This is a genomic window from Halobacterium sp. CBA1126 (assembly GCF_009741975.1).
In the GTDB taxonomy this organism is placed as follows: Archaea; Halobacteriota; Halobacteria; order Halobacteriales; family Halobacteriaceae; genus Halobacterium.
Map to the genome: position 1 here is coordinate 15,975 of NZ_WPCF01000017.1, position 17,616 is coordinate 33,590.

Below are 17,616 nucleotides of genomic sequence, written 5' to 3' on the forward strand. Positions count from 1 at the left end.
CCGGCCGCCGATGCCCCCGGTTCCGGGTGCCGTGACCGATTCCGGCGCGTTCTTGACGGGGCGCGCGCAAGCACGGGTATGGTCCGACGCGAACGCGCAGCGCTCGCGGGCGTCGTGTTCGCCGTGCTGTTCGCGCAAGTCCTCCTCTACCCGGGCGCGGCCGACCTCGTCGCCGCGTACGGCGCCGACGACCCCGACACCGGGAGCCGGTGGTTCCTCGCCGCCGAGTTCGCCGCGTTCGTCGCGTTCGCGGGCGTCTGGGGCGTCGCCAGCGACCGCGCCGGCCGCCGCGTCCCGTTCATCGCCGCGGGCGCGCTCGGCGGCAGCCTCGGGTACGCCGCGCTCGCCGTCGTCGACGTCGACTTCGGCGCCGTGCTCGCGCTCCGCGCCGCGCAGGGCGCCGCCACCATCGGCGCGTTCTCGCTCGCGATGACGATGCTGATGGACCTCTCGCCCGACCACGGGAAGGACATGGGCGCCGCCGGCATCGCCATCGGCGCCGGCACCGCTCTCGGCGCGCCCGTCGGCGGCCGCCTCACCGAAGTCGACCCGAAACTCCCGCTCGTCGCCGGCAGCGCCGTGCTCGCGGTCGCGGGCGTCGCCGCACTCCGCGTCCCCGACCGCGCGCCGAGCGGCCACGGCGAGACGCTGCGCGAGGGGCTGCGCGTGCTCCGGGCCCGCCCCGCGCTCGGCGTCCCGTTCGCGTTCGGGTTCATCGACCGGTTCACCGCCGGCTTCTTCGCGCTCGTCGGCTCGCTGTACTTCCGGCAGGTGTTCGGCCTCAACGCCGGCGCCGTCGGCCTCACGCTCGCGCTGTTCTTCGCGCCGTTCGCGCTCCTCCAGTACCCCTTCGGCCGGCTCTCCGACCGCATCGGCCGGACGATTCCCATCGCCGCCGGGTCGGCCAGCTACGGCCTCGTCGTCGTCAGCATCGGCCTCGCGGCCCACCTCTGGCTCGCGCAGGCCGGGATGGTGCTCGTCGGCGTGCTCGGCGCGCTCATGTCACCCGCGACGATGGCGCTCGTCACCGACATCGCGGGCGAGGACGAGCGCGGCGTCAGCATGGGCGGGTTCAACGTCGCCGGCTCGCTGGGCTTCCTCACCGGCATCGTGGGCGGCGGCTGGGTCGCCGAGCAGTACGACTTCACCACCGCCTTCGTGCTCGCCGGCGGCGCCGAGCTGGTGCTCGCCGCGCTCGCGCTCCCCGCCCTGCTGAGATTAGCGGACGCCTGACGCCCCAACTGCTTACACCCGGGGCTGCGTACGCCGGTACATGGCCGACGCGGACGCCCTCGACGACGCCCCCGAGGACAACCCCTACGTTCGGAACCCCGACACGGAGTTCCAGCCGGTCGACGACCTCGACGAGCAGGCGGCCGCCGAGCAGGCCGAACTGCTCCGGGAGGCCGTGCGCTACCACGACTACCGCTACTACGCCCGGAACGACCCCGTGATTTCCGACCACGCCTACGACCGGCTGTTCGAGCGCCTCCAGACGCTCGAGGCGGAGTTCGGCCTCCAGACCGAGGACAGCCCCACGCAGCGCGTCGGCGGCGAGCCCGTCGAGGAACTCGGGACCGTCGACCACGTCGCGCCGATGCTCTCCATCGACTCCAGCGGCGACGAAGACGACATCCGCGAGTTCGCCGAGCGCGTCGAGCGCGAGACCGGCGACGCGCGCTACGTCTGCGAGCCGAAGTTCGACGGGCTCTCCGTCGAAGTCGTCTACGAGGACGGCCAGTACGCCCGCGCCGCGACCCGGGGCGACGGCGAGACCGGCGAGGACGTCACGGAGAACGTCCGCACCATCGAGAGCGTCCCCCAGCGGCTGCGCGGCGACCCCCCGGACTTCCTGGCGGTCCGCGGCGAGGTGTACATCCCCCGGGAGGCGTTCCAGGCGTACAACGCCGAGCGCGTCGAACGCGGCGAGGAGCCGTTCGCGAACCCCCGGAACGCCGCGGCCGGGACGCTCCGACAGCTCGACCCGAGCGTCACCGCGGAGCGGCCGCTGGACTGCTTCTTCTACGACGTCCTCGCAGCCGGTAGCGACGAAGCGGACGTCGAGGCGGACGCGTCCCGAGGCGGCCTCGACGTCGGCCTCGACACGCACTGGGCCGAGCACGAGGCGCTGCCCGACTGGGGGCTGAAGGTCAACGAGCGCACCGAGCGCGTCGACGACGTGGAGGACGCCATCGAGTTCCGCCACGACCTCGCCGAGGTCCGGGAGGAGTTGAACTACGAGATCGACGGCGTCGTGCTGAAGGTCGACAACCGCCAGACGTGCGTCGACCTCGGGGTGACCTCGCGGCACTACCGGTGGGCGTTCGCGTACAAGTTCCCGCCGCGCGCCGAAGTCACCGAAGTCACGGACATCGTGGTGCAGGTCGGCCGGACGGGGCGGCTGACGCCTGTCGCGCTCCTCGAACCCGTGGAGGTCGGCGGCGTCACGGTCTCCCGGGCGAGCCTCCACAACCGCGAGGAGATCGCGGCGATGGGCGTCGGCGTCGGCGACGAGGTGCGCGTCGAGCGCGCCGGCGACGTCATCCCGTACGTCGACGAGGTGGTCGAGTCCCACAGCGACGGCCACTTCGAGATGCCGGACTCGTGTCCGCGCTGCGGGAGCGACGTGGAGTACGACGGCCCCATCGCGTTCTGCACGGGCGGGCTGGCGTGTCCCGCGCAGCTCGTGCGCGCCGTCGGCTACTTCGCGGACGTCCTCGACGTCGAGGGCATCGGCGAGGAGGCCGCCCAGCAGCTCGTCGAGGAGGGACTGGTCGAGGACGACGTCGCGGACCTCTACGACCTCTCGGTCGACGACCTCGCGGCACTGGAGGGGTGGGGCGAGACGAGCGCGCGGAACCTGCTCGCGGAACTCGAGGACGCCCGGCACCCGCCGCTGGGGGAGTTCCTCGCGGCCGTCGGCATCCCCGAGGTCGGCCCGACGGTCGCCCGGGACCTCGCCGAGCACTTCGGGACGCTGGACGCGCTCCTCGACGCCGACGAGAGCGACCTCCGCGAGGTAGCGGGCGTCGGCGAGGTCGTCGCGGGCCACGTCCGGGAGTTCTTCGACAACGAGCGCAACCGCCGCGTCATCGAGCGCCTCCGCGACGAGGACCGCCTCGGCGAACCCGAGTCACCCGCGGCGGTCGGCGGCGACGAGCTCGAGGGGCTCACCGTCGTCTTCACGGGCAGCGTCGACGGGTGGACGCGCGAGGAGCTCCGGGACCTCGTGGAGCGCCACGGCGGCGACGCCACGTCCTCGGTCTCCGGGAACACGGACTACCTCGTCGTCGGGGACGACCCCGGCGCGAGCAAGCGCGCGGACGCCGACGAGCACGACGTCCCCGAACGCTCCCCCGAGGCGTTCTTCGACCTGCTCGAAGAACGCGGCGTCGACGTCGACCGGTAAGCGGAGCGCTCGGCGCGTGGGCGTCGCTGTCCACTCGAAACCGCGGGCCGCCCCGGTCGCGTCGCTACGCGGCGAGAGAGCGGGAAAATACCGCCGTTAGTTCAGAAATCCGGGGTTACGCGCGGACGACGTTCGTCGCGCGGGGACCCTTGGGAGCCTGCTCGATGTCGAATTCGATGCTCGTCCCCTCGGTGAGGTCCTCGCCGCCGACGTCCTCCATGTGGAAGAACACGTCGTCGTCCGCATCGTCAGTCGTGATGAAACCGTAGCCGCCGGTCTGGTTGAAGAAATCAACCTTGCCTTCTGCCATTACGTACATAGAGAGGGGAGATGCACGTATAACCATTCCGAGAGGAAGGGTAGCACGGAGGCCGGCGGACGAACGTCCAGATGGGAGTTCAGACAGCCGGCCGGAGGGCGCGAGCGCAGCGCAAAACGTGCTTACGCGAATTTCCGGACCGTCACGTCCAGCGTGTCCAGATCGAGGATGGGGGCGGTGGCGACGTCGGGGTCGATGTTGACGGACTTCTGGAACTCGGTCTGGTGCTGCCAGCAGCCGGAGTTCACCAGACGGACGTTGTGGTAGCCGCCGACGCCGAGCTTGTGGACGTGGCCGGTGTGGAAGACGTCCGGCGCCTCGTCGATGACCAGGTAGTCTTCCTTCTCGGGGGCGACGCGGGTGCGGCCGCCGAACTGCGGGGCGACGTGGCGCTTCTTGAGGAGTTGCTCCATCGCGCGGTGGGGGTTGTCGTAGGAGACGTCGTCGCCGGGGTACTCGGCGATGATCTCGTCGATGGAGACGCCGTGGTACATCAGAATGTCGACGCCTTCGAGGGTGACCGTGGAGGGGTTCCCGGTGAAGCGCGCGTCGTGGGCGCTCATGATCGAGCGGAGTTCCTCGTCGAAGGCGGGCTGGGGTTCGGCGAGGCGGACGGCGTCGTGGTTCCCGGGAATCATCACGATCTCCATGTCCCCGGGGACGTCCTTGAGGTGTTCCGCGAACGTCTCGTACTGGTCGTAGATGTCGACGATGTCGAGTTCCTCGTCCTGGTCGGGGTAGACGCCGACGCCTTCGACCATGTCGCCGGCGACGAGGAGGTACTCGACGGCGTCGGCTTCCTCGGTGTGGAGCCAGTCGGCGAACGCGTCCCACGCGTCCGCGGCGAACTCCTGGCTGCCGACGTGGACGTCGGAGACGAGCGCGGCCTGCACGTGGCGGTCCGCCGTGGACGGCCGGTGCGTGCGCGGAATGTCGGGGAAGTGGAGTTCGTCCGCGAACAGGATGCCGCCGTCGTCCGAAATTGTCCCTTCGACGGCGATGACTTCGTCCATGAGGAGTTCGTCGACGTGGGCGGCGATGTCGCGGTCCTTCATCACGAGCGTCGGGAAGACGCCGTTCGTGTCCTCGACTTCGACGAGCCAGTGGCCGCTGGCGGTCGACCGGATGTCGTTGACCATGCCGACGACAGCGGCCTCGCTGCCGCCGGGCATCGAGTCGAGCGCGTCCGTCGGCCGGTGGTTGACGCGGCCGCGGAGCTTCTTCGAGAGGCGGTCGTAGCGGTCGCGGAACGTCGCGACGAAGTCCGCGTACTCGCCGGTCCCCGTCGACTCGCCGGTGACGTCGCCCTCGATCTCGACGCTGCGCTGGGCGTCGTCCCGCGCCGGCCGGTCGTCCCGCCGCCCCGTGGCGTTCCGGCCGTCGTCTCCCCCCTTCGTTTCATCTGGAGTGGTTGATTCAGTCGTCCAAATGTCCTCGATTTCGTCTCCAGTCGAAGACGTGGTGCCTCGTTCGCTGGTGGCGTCCGCCGCGGCGTCGGGCGTTTGGCTCGCGGCTGCGGCGCCGGCCGCGGCACCCGCGGGCTCGTCAGAGGGAGCTGGTGGTTCCGCGGGTTCGTCTGTCGGTTCGGTCGTCGCAGCTGCGGTCGTCCCGTCGGTGGTTTCGGCGGCCGGTTCGTCGGTGGCGTCGTCCGAGGGCGTGTCTTCGGCGGGCGCGTTCGGCGTCGCGTCGTCGAGCACCGCGCGGACGTGGTCCGTCGTGAGCGTGAGCGCGTCCTCGGGCGCGGCGTCGACCGCGCGCTCGACCGCGGCCGCGGGGTCGCTGGCGCCCGCGAGCAGCGTCACGGCCTCGCGTTCCGCGTTGTACCCCCGGCTGGTGAGTTCGCGGACGACTCGGACCGGGGGCTCTCGTGGCACACCACGTCAGCACGGCGAGCGCGAGCAAAAGGGTGGCGGTCCGCGAGGGGAAAGTTGAAACGCGGGTGCGGCGAAGAGGCGAGTAGATGACCAACGGCGACGACGTGCCCGACCCGCGGGGCGGTCCGCGGGCCGCGCTCGCCTGGTTCCTCCGCACCGACCACGGTGCCGTCCTGTTCGTCCGCGAGGCCGTCAGCAGCGCGCTCACCGTCGCCATGGTCGGGCTGCTGCTGTTCGCCGTCAGCGGCGTCTGGCCGCCGCTGGTCGCCGTCGAGAGCGGGAGCATGCAGCCGAACATGGAGCGCGGCGACCTCGTGTTCGTGATGGAGGAACAGCGGTTCGCGCCCGAGTACGCCACCGGCGACACCGGCGTCGTCACCCACGAGACCGCCGTCCGGCACGGCTACAGCCAGTTCGGCGGCCCCGGCGACGTCGTCGTCTACAAGCCGTACGGGAACGGCCGGCAGACTCCGGTGATACACCGGGTACGCTTCTGGGTCGACGACGGCGAGAACTGGTACTCGAAGGCCGACCCCGACTACGTCGACGCCGACAGCTGCGAGGCGCTCCGGAACTGCCCCGCGCCCCACGCCGGCTTCATCACGAAGGGCGACAACGAACTGACGAACGACTACTACGACCAGGCGCGGGGCATCTCCAGCCCCGTCAAGCCCGCGTGGGTGAAGGGGACCGCCGAGTACCGCCTCCCGTACCTCGGCTGGGTGCGGCTGACGTTCGCGGGCGCGGTGACGCCGGGGACGCCGACGGGCGTCGAATCCGGGGGTGTGGCCGCCGGCGCGAGTGATGGCTCGCCGGCGAACGCGACGAGCACCGCGCTCACACCGGTCACGTAGCGTAGTTCTCGTTCTGTACGGCTGGAAGGACAGCAGTGGCTGGCGGCGACGAGAGTCGCGGGTGGCTCGCGCGGGCCGGGCAGTCAGTCGACGTACAGCGAGTAGACGATGACCGCGAAGCCGACGGCCGTGAGCGCGCTCTCGGTCAGCACCGCGAGCGTGCGGTCGACGGCGAGCAGCTGGTCGGCGATGCCCGCGAGCAGCGACCCGAGGGTCACACAGCCGAAGCCGATGGCGAGCGACCGCAGGGCCGGCGAGCCCGTGCGCTTCCACGCCTTCAGCGCGAAGTACGTGACTGCGCCGCCGAGCACGAGCGTGATGGTCTTCAACGCGACGACTGGCAAGTAGTGTGTCATGTCTCTTTGCTCACCTCCGCCCAGAGCGTCTCGAGGCGCTCGTCCGTGGACTCCGAGGGCCGCGTCACGCCGACGTCGAGCGTGCGGTCGTCGTCGAGCTGGATGACGACCTCCTCGAACACGAGGCTGTACTCCGTCGTGTGGTGGCCGTCCGGCTGGAGCACCGCCCGCTCGTCCAGCAGCGCGGCGTCCGTCAGGAGCTCGAGCTTCCGGTAGGTCGTCGACAGCGGGATGTCGCACGCCTCCGAGAGCTCCTTCGCCGTCATCGGCTCCTCGAGCGTCTCGATGATGCGCCTGCACCCCTCGTCGTCGAGCGCGTCGAGGACGGCCTGGAGTTCGGGCGCCTCGTCGGTCCCGAGCGGAGCACGCATCACTCGACGCTCGGGCGTACGGAGAGTTAACTGGTGGTCCGATTTTCAGAGTCCGGGAACGTCGTTCTCACTGGCTGGGAACGCGTCCTACGGCGCTGGAATCGCTGCCCCCGGTTATGGGCGTCGAGGGGGTACGTCCACACGTGAGGTGATGGGAATGTCATACGACGCGGCTACCCCGTTGAGGAACGACGTCGGGTTGGAACTCTCGGGGCCGTGGGCGGCGTACTGGGTCGCGATGCTCCGCGTGCTCACGGGGTGGTGGTTCTTCCACTCCGGGGTCGGGAAGCTGCTGGACAGCGGCCTGAACTTCGGCGCCGCGGGCTACCTGCAGGGGATGAGCGGCACCACGCTCGGGCCGCTCGCGACGTTCCTCGCCGGCTTCCCCGACCTGCTCGGCGCGCTCGTCCCGCTCGGCGAGACGGCCATCGGGCTCGGGCTCATGTTCGGCGTGCTCGTGCGGCTCGCGTCGTTCTTCGGCGCGCTGTTCATGAGCCTGTTCTTCGTCGGGAACGCCAGCTTCGGGCACGGCCTCGTCAACAGCGACCTGATGGGGCTGCTGTTGTTCGTGACGATGATCGTGTTCGCGGCCGGCCGCTACTACGGCCTCGACGCGCTCATCGAGCGCACCGAGTTCGTCCGGAACAGACCGCGCTTGAAGTACCTACTCGGCTAGGAGGTGACAGAACATGCAATCCAACGACGTCGACCTCGTGGACAGGCTCGCGATGGCGCTGAGCGGCGGCTTGCTGCTGCTCGGCGTCGTCGGCACCGGCCTCGTAGAGACGTTCGACGGCCCGCCCCGCGGCGCGGCGCCCGTGACCAACGACGCCGGCCAGGTCGTCGCGCAGCCGACCGTCGACCCGAACGTGCGGACGGCGCTGGTCGTCGGCGCGCTGCTCGTGCTGCTCGCGTACGCGCTCTACCGCATCGCCGTCCCGCGCGTCGAAGCCGGCACGGAGCGCGCGACCCCCGAGACCCAGCCCGGCGACTGACTGCCGCGCTCGGGGCGTCGGGGCCGTCAGCAGTAGTTCGGGGTCGCTGAGAACGCTCGCGGACGAATCGACGTTCTGCCGTCGAGGAGTGTTTCGAGTGGATGGGGCGTCGCCGCGCAGTCGTGGTGTGTCGACGAGAAACGAAGGGGGACGACTGTCGGCGGTTCGGAGCGAGTGGAATCGGGAGTGAGACTGCGAGCGGAGTCCGCGTTCAGTTGTCGAAGCGCGCCTGCACGAACGGCGTGACGTTCTCGATGTCGCTGAGCCGGGAGTCGGCCTCGAGGACGGCCTCGGTCTCCTCGACGGGGACCGAGAGGGAGATCTCCTTCGTGCGGCCGTACCGGCCCTTCGAGACGACGACCGCGTTCACGATGCCGAGCATGTCGAGCTCGCTGATGAGGTCGGTGACGCGGCGCTGCGTGAGCACGTCCGCGTCCAGCTCGTCGCAGAGCGTCTTGTAGATGTTGTACACCTCGCCCGTGTTCACGTTGTGGACGCCGTTGTCCTCCAGCAGGAGGATGGCGTACAGGACGAGCTTGCTCTGGGTGGGGAGCGTACGGACGACTTCGACCACGCGGTCGAGTTCGATCTTGTCCTGCGCGCGCCGGACGTTCTCCTCGGTGACCGAGTCGGACTGGTCGCGCTCGGCGAGCTCGCCCGCGGTCCGCAGGAGGTCGAGCGCGCGCCGCGCGTCGCCGTGCTCCTGGGCGGCGAACGCCGCGCACAGCGGGATGACGTCCTCGGAGAGCGCGTCCTCCTTGAACGCCACCTCCGAGCGGTGCTGGAGGATGTCCCGGAGCTGGTTGGCGTCGTACGGCGGGAAGACGATCTCCTCCTCGCCGAGGCTGGACTTGACGCGGGGGTCGAGGAAGTCGGTGAACTTCAGGTCGTTGCTGATGCCAATAATGGAGACCCGGGAGTTCTCCAGCTCGGAGTTCATCCGCGAGAGGTTGTAGAGGGTGTCGTCGCCGGACTTCTCGACGAGCTTGTCGATCTCGTCGAGCATGATGACGGCGACGCGCTCGACGTAGTCGACGGCCTCGAAGAAGCGGGCGTACACGCGGTCGGTCGGCCACCCCGTCATCGGGACGTCGTCCATCTCGGCCTTCTCCTCGCGGAGCGCTTCGATGCGCTCGTCGACGGCCTCCGGGGAGTCGAAGTCGAGGTGGTCGTCGTTGTCCTCGTCGGCTTCGAGGACGCTCGGGTCGTCCTCGGCGGCCTCCCGGAGCCCCTGCAGTTCCTCGATGCGCTCGTCGACGAACTCGCGGTTCTGCTCGATGAACGTGTTCGCGAGCTGCGCGAGCACGCGGTACTGGGTGTCCGTGACCTCGCAGTTGATGTACTCGACCTCGCAGGGGACGTCGTACTTCTGGGAGGTCTTCTCGAGTTCCTGGCTGACGAACTTCGCGCTCGCGGTCTTCCCCGTGCCGGTCTTCCCGTAGATGAGGATGTTCGACGGCGTCTCGCCGCGGAGCGCCGCGACGAGGATGGTCGCCATGTTGTTGATCTGGTCCTTCCGGTGGGGGAGCTCGTGCGGCGTGTACGACGGCCGCAGCACCTCCTTGTTCTCGAAGATGGGTTCGCCGCTGAGGAGGTCGTCGAACAGCCCCTCGTCGCCGTCCTCGTCTTCGAGGACGTCGTCGAGGTCCACCTCGAAGTCCCGGTCGGCGGTTCGTCGGCCGTCCGTCGTCGGTTCGTCTGACATGATTAGCGGTCCCCCTTCGTTTCGTGTGGAGAGCGCCGCGCGCCGAGAGGAAGCCACAGACCGACGCGAACGGGGCATTCGAGGCGGTTCAGTGACCGGGCGCTCCAGTTGATGCAGATGAACTAATGGAAACGAGAGGGACTAATAAGTTTCGATGGAATCGGAGCGGCGGCGGAATCCGCCGATCTCGCGACCCGGTGAACGTGCCCGTGTGCGGTCGAGAACCGCAAGATAGCGGTGGGGTAGAGGATAAGGCCGGAGGTACGGTTCCGGAATCTCGCCTGTCGTCGAGCTGTGGAGACGGGAGAGCCTGCGGTCGGTCGCGCAATCGAGAACTGAAGGGGACCGTTTCGGGTGCGTGGCCGAGTCGCAGCCGGAGTGGGCGGGGATGGGTGAGTGAGTAGGTCGCGATTGGTCGCGGACTCAGTGGAGTTGCACTGGAAACGGAGGGGTTGTGGTGCGGGACGGGGTGGCGCCCCCCACCCCTTCGTTTCGAGTGGAACGGCGAAAGACACCGGGGGAGGGGTCGCAGAAAGAGAGTTATCTCTAGACGAGAGCAAAGACTAAGTGCTATGTCTAGAAACAGTATCCGTAAACCAAGCCGAACTGCATTTTGGATGGGTGGTATGGTCTAGGACTAGTGGCTTCCCCGGCCGTAACCGCTCGTCTCGTGCCGCCCGGGGTCGGTCTCCTCCCGTTTCCACTCGAAACGATGGGGTGGGGGCCACTCGGCTTATCCTCGGCACTCACTCACACACCTCCCGTCGCCCTTCCCGCCGCCCGTCTCGCGCCCGTTCAATCCTACTGGCTCTATCCCGCTCGTTCCGTCCTCGACGTCCCGACTGGCGCGATCGCGAGCTGTCTACAGACGCTCTCGCGGAGCGCCACGTCTGACGTAAGTTTAAGTCCGCTCGCCGGCTCTCACCTATCAACCGTCCGCATCCTGCGTCAAGCATACAAGGCGCGGGGTGCGTATGGAGGCCAAGGATGGGACTGTTCGCAGAACTCAGAGACAGCATCTCGCGGGTGTCGGCGAGCCTGTTTGCCGACGACTCGGAACCGAAACGAATCGGGATTTACGGCCCGCCGAACGCCGGGAAGACCACGCTCGCGAACCGCATCGCTCGCGACTGGACCGGGGACGCGGTCGGCCCGGAGAGCCACATCCCGCACGAGACGCGCCGCGCGCGCCGGAAGGAGAACGTCGAGATCAAACGCGACGGGAAGACCGTCAACATCGACATCGTCGACACGCCCGGCGTGACGACGAAGGTCGACTACTCGGAGTTCCTCGAGCACGACATGGAGAAAGACGAGGCCGTGCGCCGCTCCCGCGAGGCCACCGAGGGCGTCGCGGAGGCGATGCACTGGCTGCGCGAGGACGTCGACGGCGTCATCTACGTGCTGGACTCCACCGAGGACCCGTTCACGCAGGTGAACACGATGCTCATCGGCATCATCGAGAGCCGGGACCTCCCCGTGCTCATCCTCGCGAACAAGACCGACCTCGAGGGCGCGAACATCCAACGCGTCTCGAACGCCTTCCCCCAGCACGAGACGATTCCGCTCTCCGCCCTGGAGGGCGAGAACATGGACGAGGTCTACGAGAAGATCGCGGAGTACTTCGGGTGACCCACGATGCCTGAAACCACGAGCGACGACGGACCCGGTGACGGCGTCCAGATCGACCTCATCAGCGCCGAGCGGATGTCCGGGAAGACGTCCATGGAGAAGATCCGGATGATTCTCGACGGCGTCCGCGACGGCAAGATCGTCGTCCTCGAGTCCGGGCTGACGCCCGACGAGGAGTCGAAGCTCATCGAGGTGACGATGAGCGAGATCAACCCGGACGGCTTCTCCGGCATCGAGATCGAGAGCTTCCCGCAGTCCGAGGCCAACGACACCGGCTTGCTCGGCCGCCTGATGGGCAAGCAGTCGACGTCGAAGCTCACGGTCGTCGGACCGGCGAACCAGATCCAGTCCCTCCACAAGGACGAGACGCTCATCAGCGCGCTCGTGTCCCGCAAGTAATGCCCCACCAGTGTACGAACTGCGGGCACGTCTTCGCGGACGGCTCCAAGGAGATGCTGTCGGGGTGTCCGGACTGCGGCGGGAACAAGTTCCAGTACCACCCCGGGGACGTCGACGAGGCGCCCGCGGACCCGCCCGCCGACGCCGACGCGGAGCCGCCGGAGCCGCCCGAGCAGGAGGGGAGCTCGGTCGCGGGCGCGGTCGGCCGCGCCGCGAACAAGGTCCGGGACGCCGTGACCAGCGACCCCGACCCCGCAGCGCGTACGACTGGCGACGACGCCGGTGCGACTGACGCCGCGGACGCGTCGAGCGCCGACGCGGAGACCGACCCCGTTGCACCCGAAACGGAGGCGTCCGCGTTCGCCGACGAACCCGACGCGGACAGTTCCAGCGCACCCGAAACGGGGGGCGAGGGCGACGAGCCGGCGGAGGCCATCGACGCGAACACGGCGACCGGCGACGAGGACGCCGCGCAGGCCGACGCCCGCAGCTCCGTCGTCGACACGGACTCCCTGCCGGACGCGCCCTCCGAGGGCCGCGTCGTCAAGGAGCCCGACGACCCCGACGACCGCCCCGACATCGAGGCGCTCCGCCAGGAGCTCAACGACCAGTTCGAGTCCATCCGCATCGTCGCGCCCGGCCAGTACGAGCTCAACCTCATGGAGCTGTACGACCGCCAGGAGTACATCATCGCGCTCCAGGAGGACGGCCAGTACGTCATCGAAGTGCCGGACGCGTGGGAGACCGACGACGAGTAGCGCGAACAGTCCCACCACACCACTCGTCGCGGCTCCCCGAACCCGCGGTAGGTTGCCGCCTGCCGAAGTTGTTTTCCGCGCCGACGCGACCCTTCCGATAGATGTCCCTGCGCCGCCGCGTGGAGGCCGTCGTCGCCGCGTTCCCCGCGCTGCTGGCCCGCCTCGGGCTCGTCGACCGGCGGAAGGGCGAGGAGGCGTTCGACCTCGCGCTCCCCGCGATGGTCACGGGCGGGCTGCGCACGCTGCTCCGGACGACGGACTTCCTGATGGTGAGCCTCGCCGCGGGCGACGTCGCGGTCGCCGCCCTCGAGTTCGGGTTCCAGTACTACTTCATCCCGTTCGGGCTGGCGCTCGCGCTCACCAGCGGCACCATCAGCGTCGTCTCCCGGCTGAAGGGCGCGGAGGCGGACGCCGACGCGGACTTCGCCATCAAGCAGTCGCTGTGGCTCTCCCTGCTGGTCTCGGTGCCGCTGACCGTGGGCGCGTGGCTGTACGCCGACCCGCTGGTGGGGCTGCTCGCGAGCGACCCGGAGACGGTGGCGCTGGGCGCGGACTACCTCCGCGTGGTGATGCTCTCCGTGGCGTTCCGGTTCTGGAGCATGATCGCGGCCCGCGCGCTCGCCGGCGCCGGCGACACGCGCACGCCGATGTACGTCCGGCTGGTGACGCTGCCGACGAACATCGTGTTGAACGCCGTGCTCATCTTCGGGCTGTTCGGCTTCCCGGAGCTCAGCGTCGTCGGCGCGGCGTGGGGCACCGCGGTCGCGAACGCGCTCGCGGGCGTCGTCTTCTTCGCCGTCCTCCTGTCGGGGCGGTGGAGCGTGACCCTCCACCTCGGCGGCAAGCAGTGGGACTGGAGCGTCGCCCGCGAGATCGTCCGCGTCGCGCTCCCGCTGGCGGGCACCCGGCTCTCGCGGACGTTCGGCCGGTTCCCGTTCCTGTTCGTGCTCGGCGTGCTCGGGACGCCCGTGGTGGCGTCGTACGCCATCGGCCGGCGCGTGATGTTGCTCGCGCTGATGCCGGCGTGGGGGTACTCGACGGCCTCGAGCACGCTCGTCGGCCAGCGCCTCGGCGCGGGCGACCCCGACGAGGCCGCCGACTACGGCTGGCAGACGCTGCGCATCGCGCTCGTCACCCAGCTGCTCATCGGCGCCGGCCTCTTCGTCGCGGCCGACCCCATCGCGCGGGCGTTCGGCGCGACGAACGTCGGCCTCACGGTCACGTTCATCCGCGTGTTCGGGCTGAGCGTCGCCGGCTTCTCGGTCTCGCGGACGCTCCGCGGCGGCCTCCGCGGCGCCGGCGACACGCGCTGGCCGTTCTACGGCGCCATCGCGGGTACCTACCTCGTGCGGCTGCCGCTGGCGCTCGTCGCGCTCCCCGCGGCGTTCACGGTCGGGCCGTTCGCCGTCGGGCCGCTCGCGATTCCCGCGGTCTCGCCCGGGATGGGGCTCGGCCTGACGGCCATCTTCGCGGCCATCCTCGGGGACATGTACGTGCGCGCGGCCGTGAACTTCGTCCGCTTCAAGTCCGGCGCGTGGCGCGCGTACGGCGCGAAGACGCCCGCGGACTGACCCGCCCGCGACCGCGAACGCCCGCAATTTAAGTCGCCGCGGGCGAACCCTCGGGTATGAGCACTGCAACGAAGTACGTCGCCACGACCGTCGGCCTCGCGGCCGTCCTGTCGCTGATCATCGTCGTCAACGTCGCGTAATGTTCTCGGAGCGCGACCTCGCGGGCGACCTCGCGGCCGTCCGCGAGGCGTACGCGCCTGACGCACTCGTCCTCGACTGCGAGCGGGACTTCCAGACGCTGCCCCCGGAGCACCGCGACGACCTCGCGCTGCTCACCGAGTCGCTGTCGCCCGCCGCGTACGACGACGACTGGCTCCCCGCGGACGCCCCCGAGATTCTCTCCCGGCTCGCGTCCACGGACCTCGTCGTCGGCACGCCCGGCGACGGCGCCGTCGCGTGGACGACCCAGACGGAGCCGCCGGTCGTCTTCGTGAAGGCCCGCATCGAGGGGACGCCCGAGGCGTTCGCGGACTTCCTCGTCGCGGAGGCGCTCGTCGAGGCCGGCCTCGACCTCCCCGAGCAGTTCCTCGGCTTCTTCGAGGCCGACTACCGCGCGTTCGACGCCGCCGTCGACGCCGACCCGACCTCCGTCTACCAGCTCGCGTCCGCGTGCTGCGACGCCTACCGCGGCCTCCACACCCGCGAGGAGTTCGCGTCGTGGGCCGACGACTACCCGGACCTCCACGAGGCGTGGGCGGACGCCGGCGAGCGCGTCAGCGGCCGCGTCGACGGCCTCCCGCGGGAAATCGCGCGCGGCGAGACGTCGTTCGCGGACGCCGCCGAACTCGCGTGCAGCGCCGTCAAACACGACGTCGACCTGCCCGCGCCGTTCGCCGCGCTGGACACCCTCGCCTACCGCCGGCACGGCGCCAGCTACGCGGTCAAGTGGGCGGAGAAAGTCTTCGACGCCGAGTCGGCCGACTCCTCGTAGCTCTCAGTACTCGGCGACGACGTTGTCGTCCTCGTCGAGCTCGACGACCACGTCGCTCTCGCCGCGGAACGCGTCGATGACGTCGGCGTCGTGGACCTCTCGGGAGACGTGGACGAGCGCGACCGCGTCGTGTTCCGCGAGGAGGTCGCCGAGGCGGCCGAGCGCGTCGAGCGCGCGGTCGTCGTCGGCGTAGTACGCGAGCTCGGTCAGCGAGTCGAAGCTGATGCGGCGCTTCCCGGGATTGTCCGTGAGGAACTGCTCGACGGCCGCGAGGATGCCGTCGACGTCGTCGGGCGCGGAGACGTAGTGGATGTGGCTCGCGCCCCGCCGCGAGTAACCGCGGTCGACCGAGAGAGTGTCCAGAATCTCGGCGCTGTCCTCGTCGACGTCGTAGTACTCCAGTTTCTGGGTGACCTCGCGGGCGGTCGTGCGCGTGGAGACGACGAGGAAGTGGTCGGTGTCGGTCTTCAGGAAGTCGGTGTCGATGCGGTCGGTCTCGCCGGTGCTCGGGTGGAGCAGCAGTACGACGGTGCCGCCCGGGACGGAGTCGGGCGCTCCGTCGATGGCGAGGTCGTAGTCCATACCGCAGGAAAGCGCCCACGCGGTCTTAACCTTCGGGGTCGAGGGGGCGGTCGCCGCCTCAGAACACGCTGTCCGCGGTCGCCGCGCCGACGACGCTGAAGATGGCGCCGACGCAGACGGCCTTCGCGGTGAGCGCCGCGAGCACGGGGAACGCGGGCTCGAGGCCGAGCTGGACGGCGAACGTCGTGGGCGCGGTGACGGCGATCGCGAGCACGAGTACGGAGCCGTACGCGACCCCCATCAGGGAGACGAACCGAACCGGGACCCCGGCGACGTCGGCCTCGCGGTCGGGGTCGCGGTCGTCGTCGGCCTCGTAGAGCGCGCCGTAGCCGATGCCGAACACGACGACGACGGTCGCGAGCACGTGGACCGGCCCCATGTGGCTGGCGAGCAGCCACACCTCCTCGGTGACGACGAACGGCCCCGCGAGCAGGAAGCCGCCCACGACCTGCTGGGCGGTGTCCGAGAGCCGGTAGCGTCTGCTTCGGCCGACCATACCGTCCACTCGTAGACGGCGGGGAAAACGTCTGCGGGTGCGGGCGCCGCCCGGATTCCTGCGGGTTTTTGCCCGCGGCGGCCGTCGCCCCGTCCATGAGTGTTCGCGAGGAGTTCGACGAGTGGGCGGCGTCGGGCCGCGACCGCGGGATGGAGGACCGCCACTGGCACACCGCCAAGCACGTGCTCGCGCGGATGCCCGTGGAGGCCGACGACTACGTGCTCGACCTCGGGACGGGCAGCGGGTACGCGCTGCGCGCGCTCCGCGAGCGCGGTATCGCCCGCGGCTACGGCCTCGACGGCGCCCCGGAGATGGCGCGGAACGCCAAGTCGTACACGGACGACGACGAGATCGCCTACGTCGTCGGGGACTTCGGGAGCCTGCCGTTCGCCGACGACAGCGTCGACCACGTGTTCTCGATGGAGGCGTTCTACTACGCCAGCGACCCGCTCGAGACCCTCCGCGAGGTCCGCCGCGTGCTGGAGCCCGGCGGGACGTTCTACTGCGCGGTGAACTACTACGAGGAGAACGTCCACAGCCACGACTGGCAGGAGAACATCACCGTGGAGATGACCCGCTGGGACAGGAGCGAGTACCGCGAGGCGTTCCGCGAGGCGGGCCTGCACGTCGCCGAGCAGGACAACGTCCCGGACCGCGAGGTCGACATTCCGCCCGCGGCGGAGTTCCCCTACGAGGGGTTCGAGACCCGCGAGGACATGCTCGAGCGCTACCGCACGTACGGCACGCTCCTCACGGTCGGCGTCGCGCCCTGAGGAGTCGTAACCGCTCGTTCACGCGCGACACGTCACAGTAGCGTGGCGTCCGCGGGGTCGAACCCGAGCACGGCCTCCCCCGACGGCGGCTCGTCGCGGGTCTTCACGAGCACCTCGCGGCCGTCCCAGTCGCAGTGTGCGCGGTAGGCGTCTCCGAGGAACTCCACGCTCTCGACGCGAACCGGGAAGCGGTTCTGCTCGCAGTCGAAGCGCAGGGACTCGGGACGCACACAGACCGTATCGCGACCGTCGACGCGCTCTCCGACGTCGAAATCCGTCTCCCCGACGCGAACCGAACACCCCTCCGTTTCGACTGGAGTCTCGCCGTCGAAGACGTTGTTGTCGCCGACGAACTCCGCGACGAACCGGGACGCCGGCTCCCGGTACACCTCCTCGGGCGTCCCCACCTGCTCGACGCGGCCCGCGTTCAGGACCGCCACGCGGTCCGAGATGGCGAGCGCCTCGCTCTGGTCGTGCGTGACGTAGACGGTGGTGATGCCGAGCTCGGACTGGATCTGCTTGACCTGCACGCGCAGGCGCTCCCGGAGCCGCGCGTCGAGCGCGCTCATCGGCTCGTCCAGCAGGAGCACG

At 69.8% G+C, this 17,616-nt stretch carries 19 protein-coding genes; 11 read left to right on the forward strand and 8 right to left on the reverse strand.

Translation table 11 applies throughout. The annotated features are described in order from the left end of the window. Positions 1-78 precede the first annotated feature (78 nt). Positions 79-1,233, forward strand: coding sequence for an MFS transporter (locus GJ634_RS03860; RefSeq protein WP_157500591.1), 1,155 nt, complete (start codon positions 79-81; stop codon positions 1,231-1,233). A 40-nt stretch (positions 1,234-1,273) separates the two neighbouring features. Then, positions 1,274-3,409 (forward strand): NAD-dependent DNA ligase LigA, encoded by a 2,136-nt coding sequence (gene ligA / locus GJ634_RS03865; RefSeq protein ID WP_157500592.1) that lies wholly within the window; start codon positions 1,274-1,276, stop codon positions 3,407-3,409. A gap of 115 nt (positions 3,410-3,524) precedes the next feature. Here ligA and GJ634_RS03870 read toward each other — a convergent pair whose 3' ends face one another. Together GJ634_RS03870 and GJ634_RS03875 are read right to left on the reverse strand one after the other, a co-directional pair. After that, positions 3,525-3,719, reverse strand: a complete 195-nt coding sequence (locus tag GJ634_RS03870; protein WP_157500593.1) for a cold-shock protein — start codon at positions 3,717-3,719, stop codon at positions 3,525-3,527. 131 nt (positions 3,720-3,850) lie between these two features. Further along, positions 3,851-5,602, reverse strand: a complete 1,752-nt coding sequence (locus GJ634_RS03875) for a DNA-directed DNA polymerase II small subunit (protein WP_331713981.1) — start codon at positions 5,600-5,602, stop codon at positions 3,851-3,853. A gap of 86 nt (positions 5,603-5,688) precedes the next feature. On the opposite strand from GJ634_RS03875, the gene GJ634_RS03880 reads away from it, so the two are divergent. Beyond that, entirely contained in the window at positions 5,689-6,456 is a 768-nt protein-coding gene (locus GJ634_RS03880) for a S26 family signal peptidase (protein WP_197425382.1), read from the forward strand. Positions 6,457-6,539: 83 nt separating this feature from the next. Here the strand turns inward: GJ634_RS03880 and GJ634_RS03885 are convergent, their stop codons facing one another. Both GJ634_RS03885 and GJ634_RS03890 read right to left on the reverse strand, forming a co-directional pair. Further along, positions 6,540-6,812, reverse strand: coding sequence for a hypothetical protein (locus tag GJ634_RS03885; protein ID WP_157500594.1), 273 nt, complete (start codon positions 6,810-6,812; stop codon positions 6,540-6,542). Beyond that, positions 6,809-7,183 carry a helix-turn-helix domain-containing protein gene (locus tag GJ634_RS03890; RefSeq protein ID WP_157500595.1) on the reverse strand — a complete coding sequence of 125 codons (375 nt, stop codon included), beginning with the start codon at positions 7,181-7,183 and terminating at the stop codon, positions 6,809-6,811. The genes GJ634_RS03885 and GJ634_RS03890 overlap by 4 nt, the downstream gene beginning before the upstream one ends. A gap of 157 nt (positions 7,184-7,340) precedes the next feature. Here GJ634_RS03890 and GJ634_RS03895 point away from each other — a divergent pair, with 157 nt between their 5' ends. Together GJ634_RS03895 and GJ634_RS03900 are read left to right on the forward strand one after the other, a co-directional pair. Further along, positions 7,341-7,859, forward strand: a complete 519-nt coding sequence (locus GJ634_RS03895) for a DoxX family protein (protein WP_157500596.1) — start codon at positions 7,341-7,343, stop codon at positions 7,857-7,859. Between the two features lie 13 nt (positions 7,860-7,872). After that, positions 7,873-8,178: a hypothetical protein gene (locus GJ634_RS03900; RefSeq protein WP_157500597.1), complete on the forward strand. Its 306-nt coding sequence runs from the start codon at positions 7,873-7,875 to the stop codon at positions 8,176-8,178. Between the two features lie 211 nt (positions 8,179-8,389). On the opposite strand, the gene GJ634_RS03905 is transcribed toward GJ634_RS03900, so the two are convergent. After that, positions 8,390-9,883 carry a Cdc6/Cdc18 family protein gene (locus GJ634_RS03905; RefSeq protein WP_157500598.1) on the reverse strand — a complete coding sequence of 498 codons (1,494 nt, stop codon included), beginning with the start codon at positions 9,881-9,883 and terminating at the stop codon, positions 8,390-8,392. A 987-nt stretch (positions 9,884-10,870) separates the two neighbouring features. On the opposite strand from GJ634_RS03905, the gene GJ634_RS03910 reads away from it, so the two are divergent. From GJ634_RS03910 to GJ634_RS03930, 5 genes are all read left to right on the forward strand, one after another. Beyond that, a complete protein-coding gene (locus GJ634_RS03910; protein ID WP_157500599.1) occupies positions 10,871-11,515 on the forward strand; it encodes an Era-like GTP-binding protein in 645 nt (214 codons plus the stop codon). Positions 11,516-11,521: 6 nt separating this feature from the next. Continuing rightward, on the forward strand, positions 11,522-11,914 hold the full coding sequence (locus tag GJ634_RS03915; protein ID WP_157500600.1) for a DUF2073 domain-containing protein: 393 nt from the start codon (positions 11,522-11,524) through the stop codon (positions 11,912-11,914). Beyond that, on the forward strand, positions 11,914-12,672 hold the full coding sequence (locus GJ634_RS03920) for a Zn-ribbon containing protein (protein ID WP_157500601.1): 759 nt from the start codon (positions 11,914-11,916) through the stop codon (positions 12,670-12,672). The genes GJ634_RS03915 and GJ634_RS03920 overlap by 1 nt, the downstream gene beginning before the upstream one ends. Positions 12,673-12,773: 101 nt before the next feature. Then, the gene (locus tag GJ634_RS03925) at positions 12,774-14,243 is read left to right on the forward strand and encodes an MATE family efflux transporter (protein WP_157500602.1); all 1,470 of its coding nucleotides are present in this window, start codon (positions 12,774-12,776) and stop codon (positions 14,241-14,243) included. A 139-nt stretch (positions 14,244-14,382) separates the two neighbouring features. Then, a complete protein-coding gene (locus GJ634_RS03930) occupies positions 14,383-15,174 on the forward strand; it encodes a hypothetical protein (RefSeq protein ID WP_157500603.1) in 792 nt (263 codons plus the stop codon). A gap of 3 nt (positions 15,175-15,177) precedes the next feature. Here the strand turns inward: GJ634_RS03930 and GJ634_RS03935 are convergent, their stop codons facing one another. Beyond that, positions 15,178-15,756: a hypothetical protein gene (locus GJ634_RS03935; RefSeq protein ID WP_157500604.1), complete on the reverse strand. Its 579-nt coding sequence runs from the start codon at positions 15,754-15,756 to the stop codon at positions 15,178-15,180. Between the two features lie 58 nt (positions 15,757-15,814). Next, positions 15,815-16,252 (reverse strand): DUF2391 family protein, encoded by a 438-nt coding sequence (locus GJ634_RS03940; protein ID WP_157500605.1) that lies wholly within the window; start codon positions 16,250-16,252, stop codon positions 15,815-15,817. Positions 16,253-16,347: 95 nt separating this feature from the next. Between GJ634_RS03940 and GJ634_RS03945 the strand changes: the two genes are divergently transcribed. Beyond that, a complete protein-coding gene (locus GJ634_RS03945; RefSeq protein ID WP_157500606.1) occupies positions 16,348-17,025 on the forward strand; it encodes a class I SAM-dependent methyltransferase in 678 nt (225 codons plus the stop codon). 32 nt (positions 17,026-17,057) lie between these two features. Here GJ634_RS03945 and GJ634_RS03950 read toward each other — a convergent pair. Beyond that, positions 17,058-17,616, reverse strand: a 559-nt coding sequence (locus GJ634_RS03950) for an ABC transporter ATP-binding protein (protein ID WP_157500607.1), incomplete at its 5' end; no start/stop codon positions are given.

Coding starts and splice junctions, on each gene's coding strand:
- GJ634_RS03860 (WP_157500591.1), top strand. CDS start 79: ATGGTCCGACGCGAACGCGCAGCGCTCGCGGGCGTCGTGTTCGCCGTG.
- ligA (WP_157500592.1), top strand. CDS start 1,274: ATGGCCGACGCGGACGCCCTCGACGACGCCCCCGAGGACAACCCCTAC.
- GJ634_RS03870 (WP_157500593.1), bottom strand. CDS start 3,719: ATGGCAGAAGGCAAGGTTGATTTCTTCAACCAGACCGGCGGCTACGGT.
- GJ634_RS03880 (WP_197425382.1), top strand. CDS start 5,689: ATGACCAACGGCGACGACGTGCCCGACCCGCGGGGCGGTCCGCGGGCC.
- GJ634_RS03885 (WP_157500594.1), bottom strand. CDS start 6,812: ATGACACACTACTTGCCAGTCGTCGCGTTGAAGACCATCACGCTCGTG.
- GJ634_RS03890 (WP_157500595.1), bottom strand. CDS start 7,183: ATGCGTGCTCCGCTCGGGACCGACGAGGCGCCCGAACTCCAGGCCGTC.
- GJ634_RS03895 (WP_157500596.1), top strand. CDS start 7,341: ATGTCATACGACGCGGCTACCCCGTTGAGGAACGACGTCGGGTTGGAA.
- GJ634_RS03900 (WP_157500597.1), top strand. CDS start 7,873: ATGCAATCCAACGACGTCGACCTCGTGGACAGGCTCGCGATGGCGCTG.
- GJ634_RS03905 (WP_157500598.1), bottom strand. CDS start 9,883: ATGTCAGACGAACCGACGACGGACGGCCGACGAACCGCCGACCGGGAC.
- GJ634_RS03910 (WP_157500599.1), top strand. CDS start 10,871: ATGGGACTGTTCGCAGAACTCAGAGACAGCATCTCGCGGGTGTCGGCG.
- GJ634_RS03915 (WP_157500600.1), top strand. CDS start 11,522: ATGCCTGAAACCACGAGCGACGACGGACCCGGTGACGGCGTCCAGATC.
- GJ634_RS03920 (WP_157500601.1), top strand. CDS start 11,914: ATGCCCCACCAGTGTACGAACTGCGGGCACGTCTTCGCGGACGGCTCC.
- GJ634_RS03925 (WP_157500602.1), top strand. CDS start 12,774: ATGTCCCTGCGCCGCCGCGTGGAGGCCGTCGTCGCCGCGTTCCCCGCG.
- GJ634_RS03930 (WP_157500603.1), top strand. CDS start 14,383: ATGTTCTCGGAGCGCGACCTCGCGGGCGACCTCGCGGCCGTCCGCGAG.
- GJ634_RS03935 (WP_157500604.1), bottom strand. CDS start 15,756: ATGGACTACGACCTCGCCATCGACGGAGCGCCCGACTCCGTCCCGGGC.
- GJ634_RS03940 (WP_157500605.1), bottom strand. CDS start 16,252: ATGGTCGGCCGAAGCAGACGCTACCGGCTCTCGGACACCGCCCAGCAG.
- GJ634_RS03945 (WP_157500606.1), top strand. CDS start 16,348: ATGAGTGTTCGCGAGGAGTTCGACGAGTGGGCGGCGTCGGGCCGCGAC.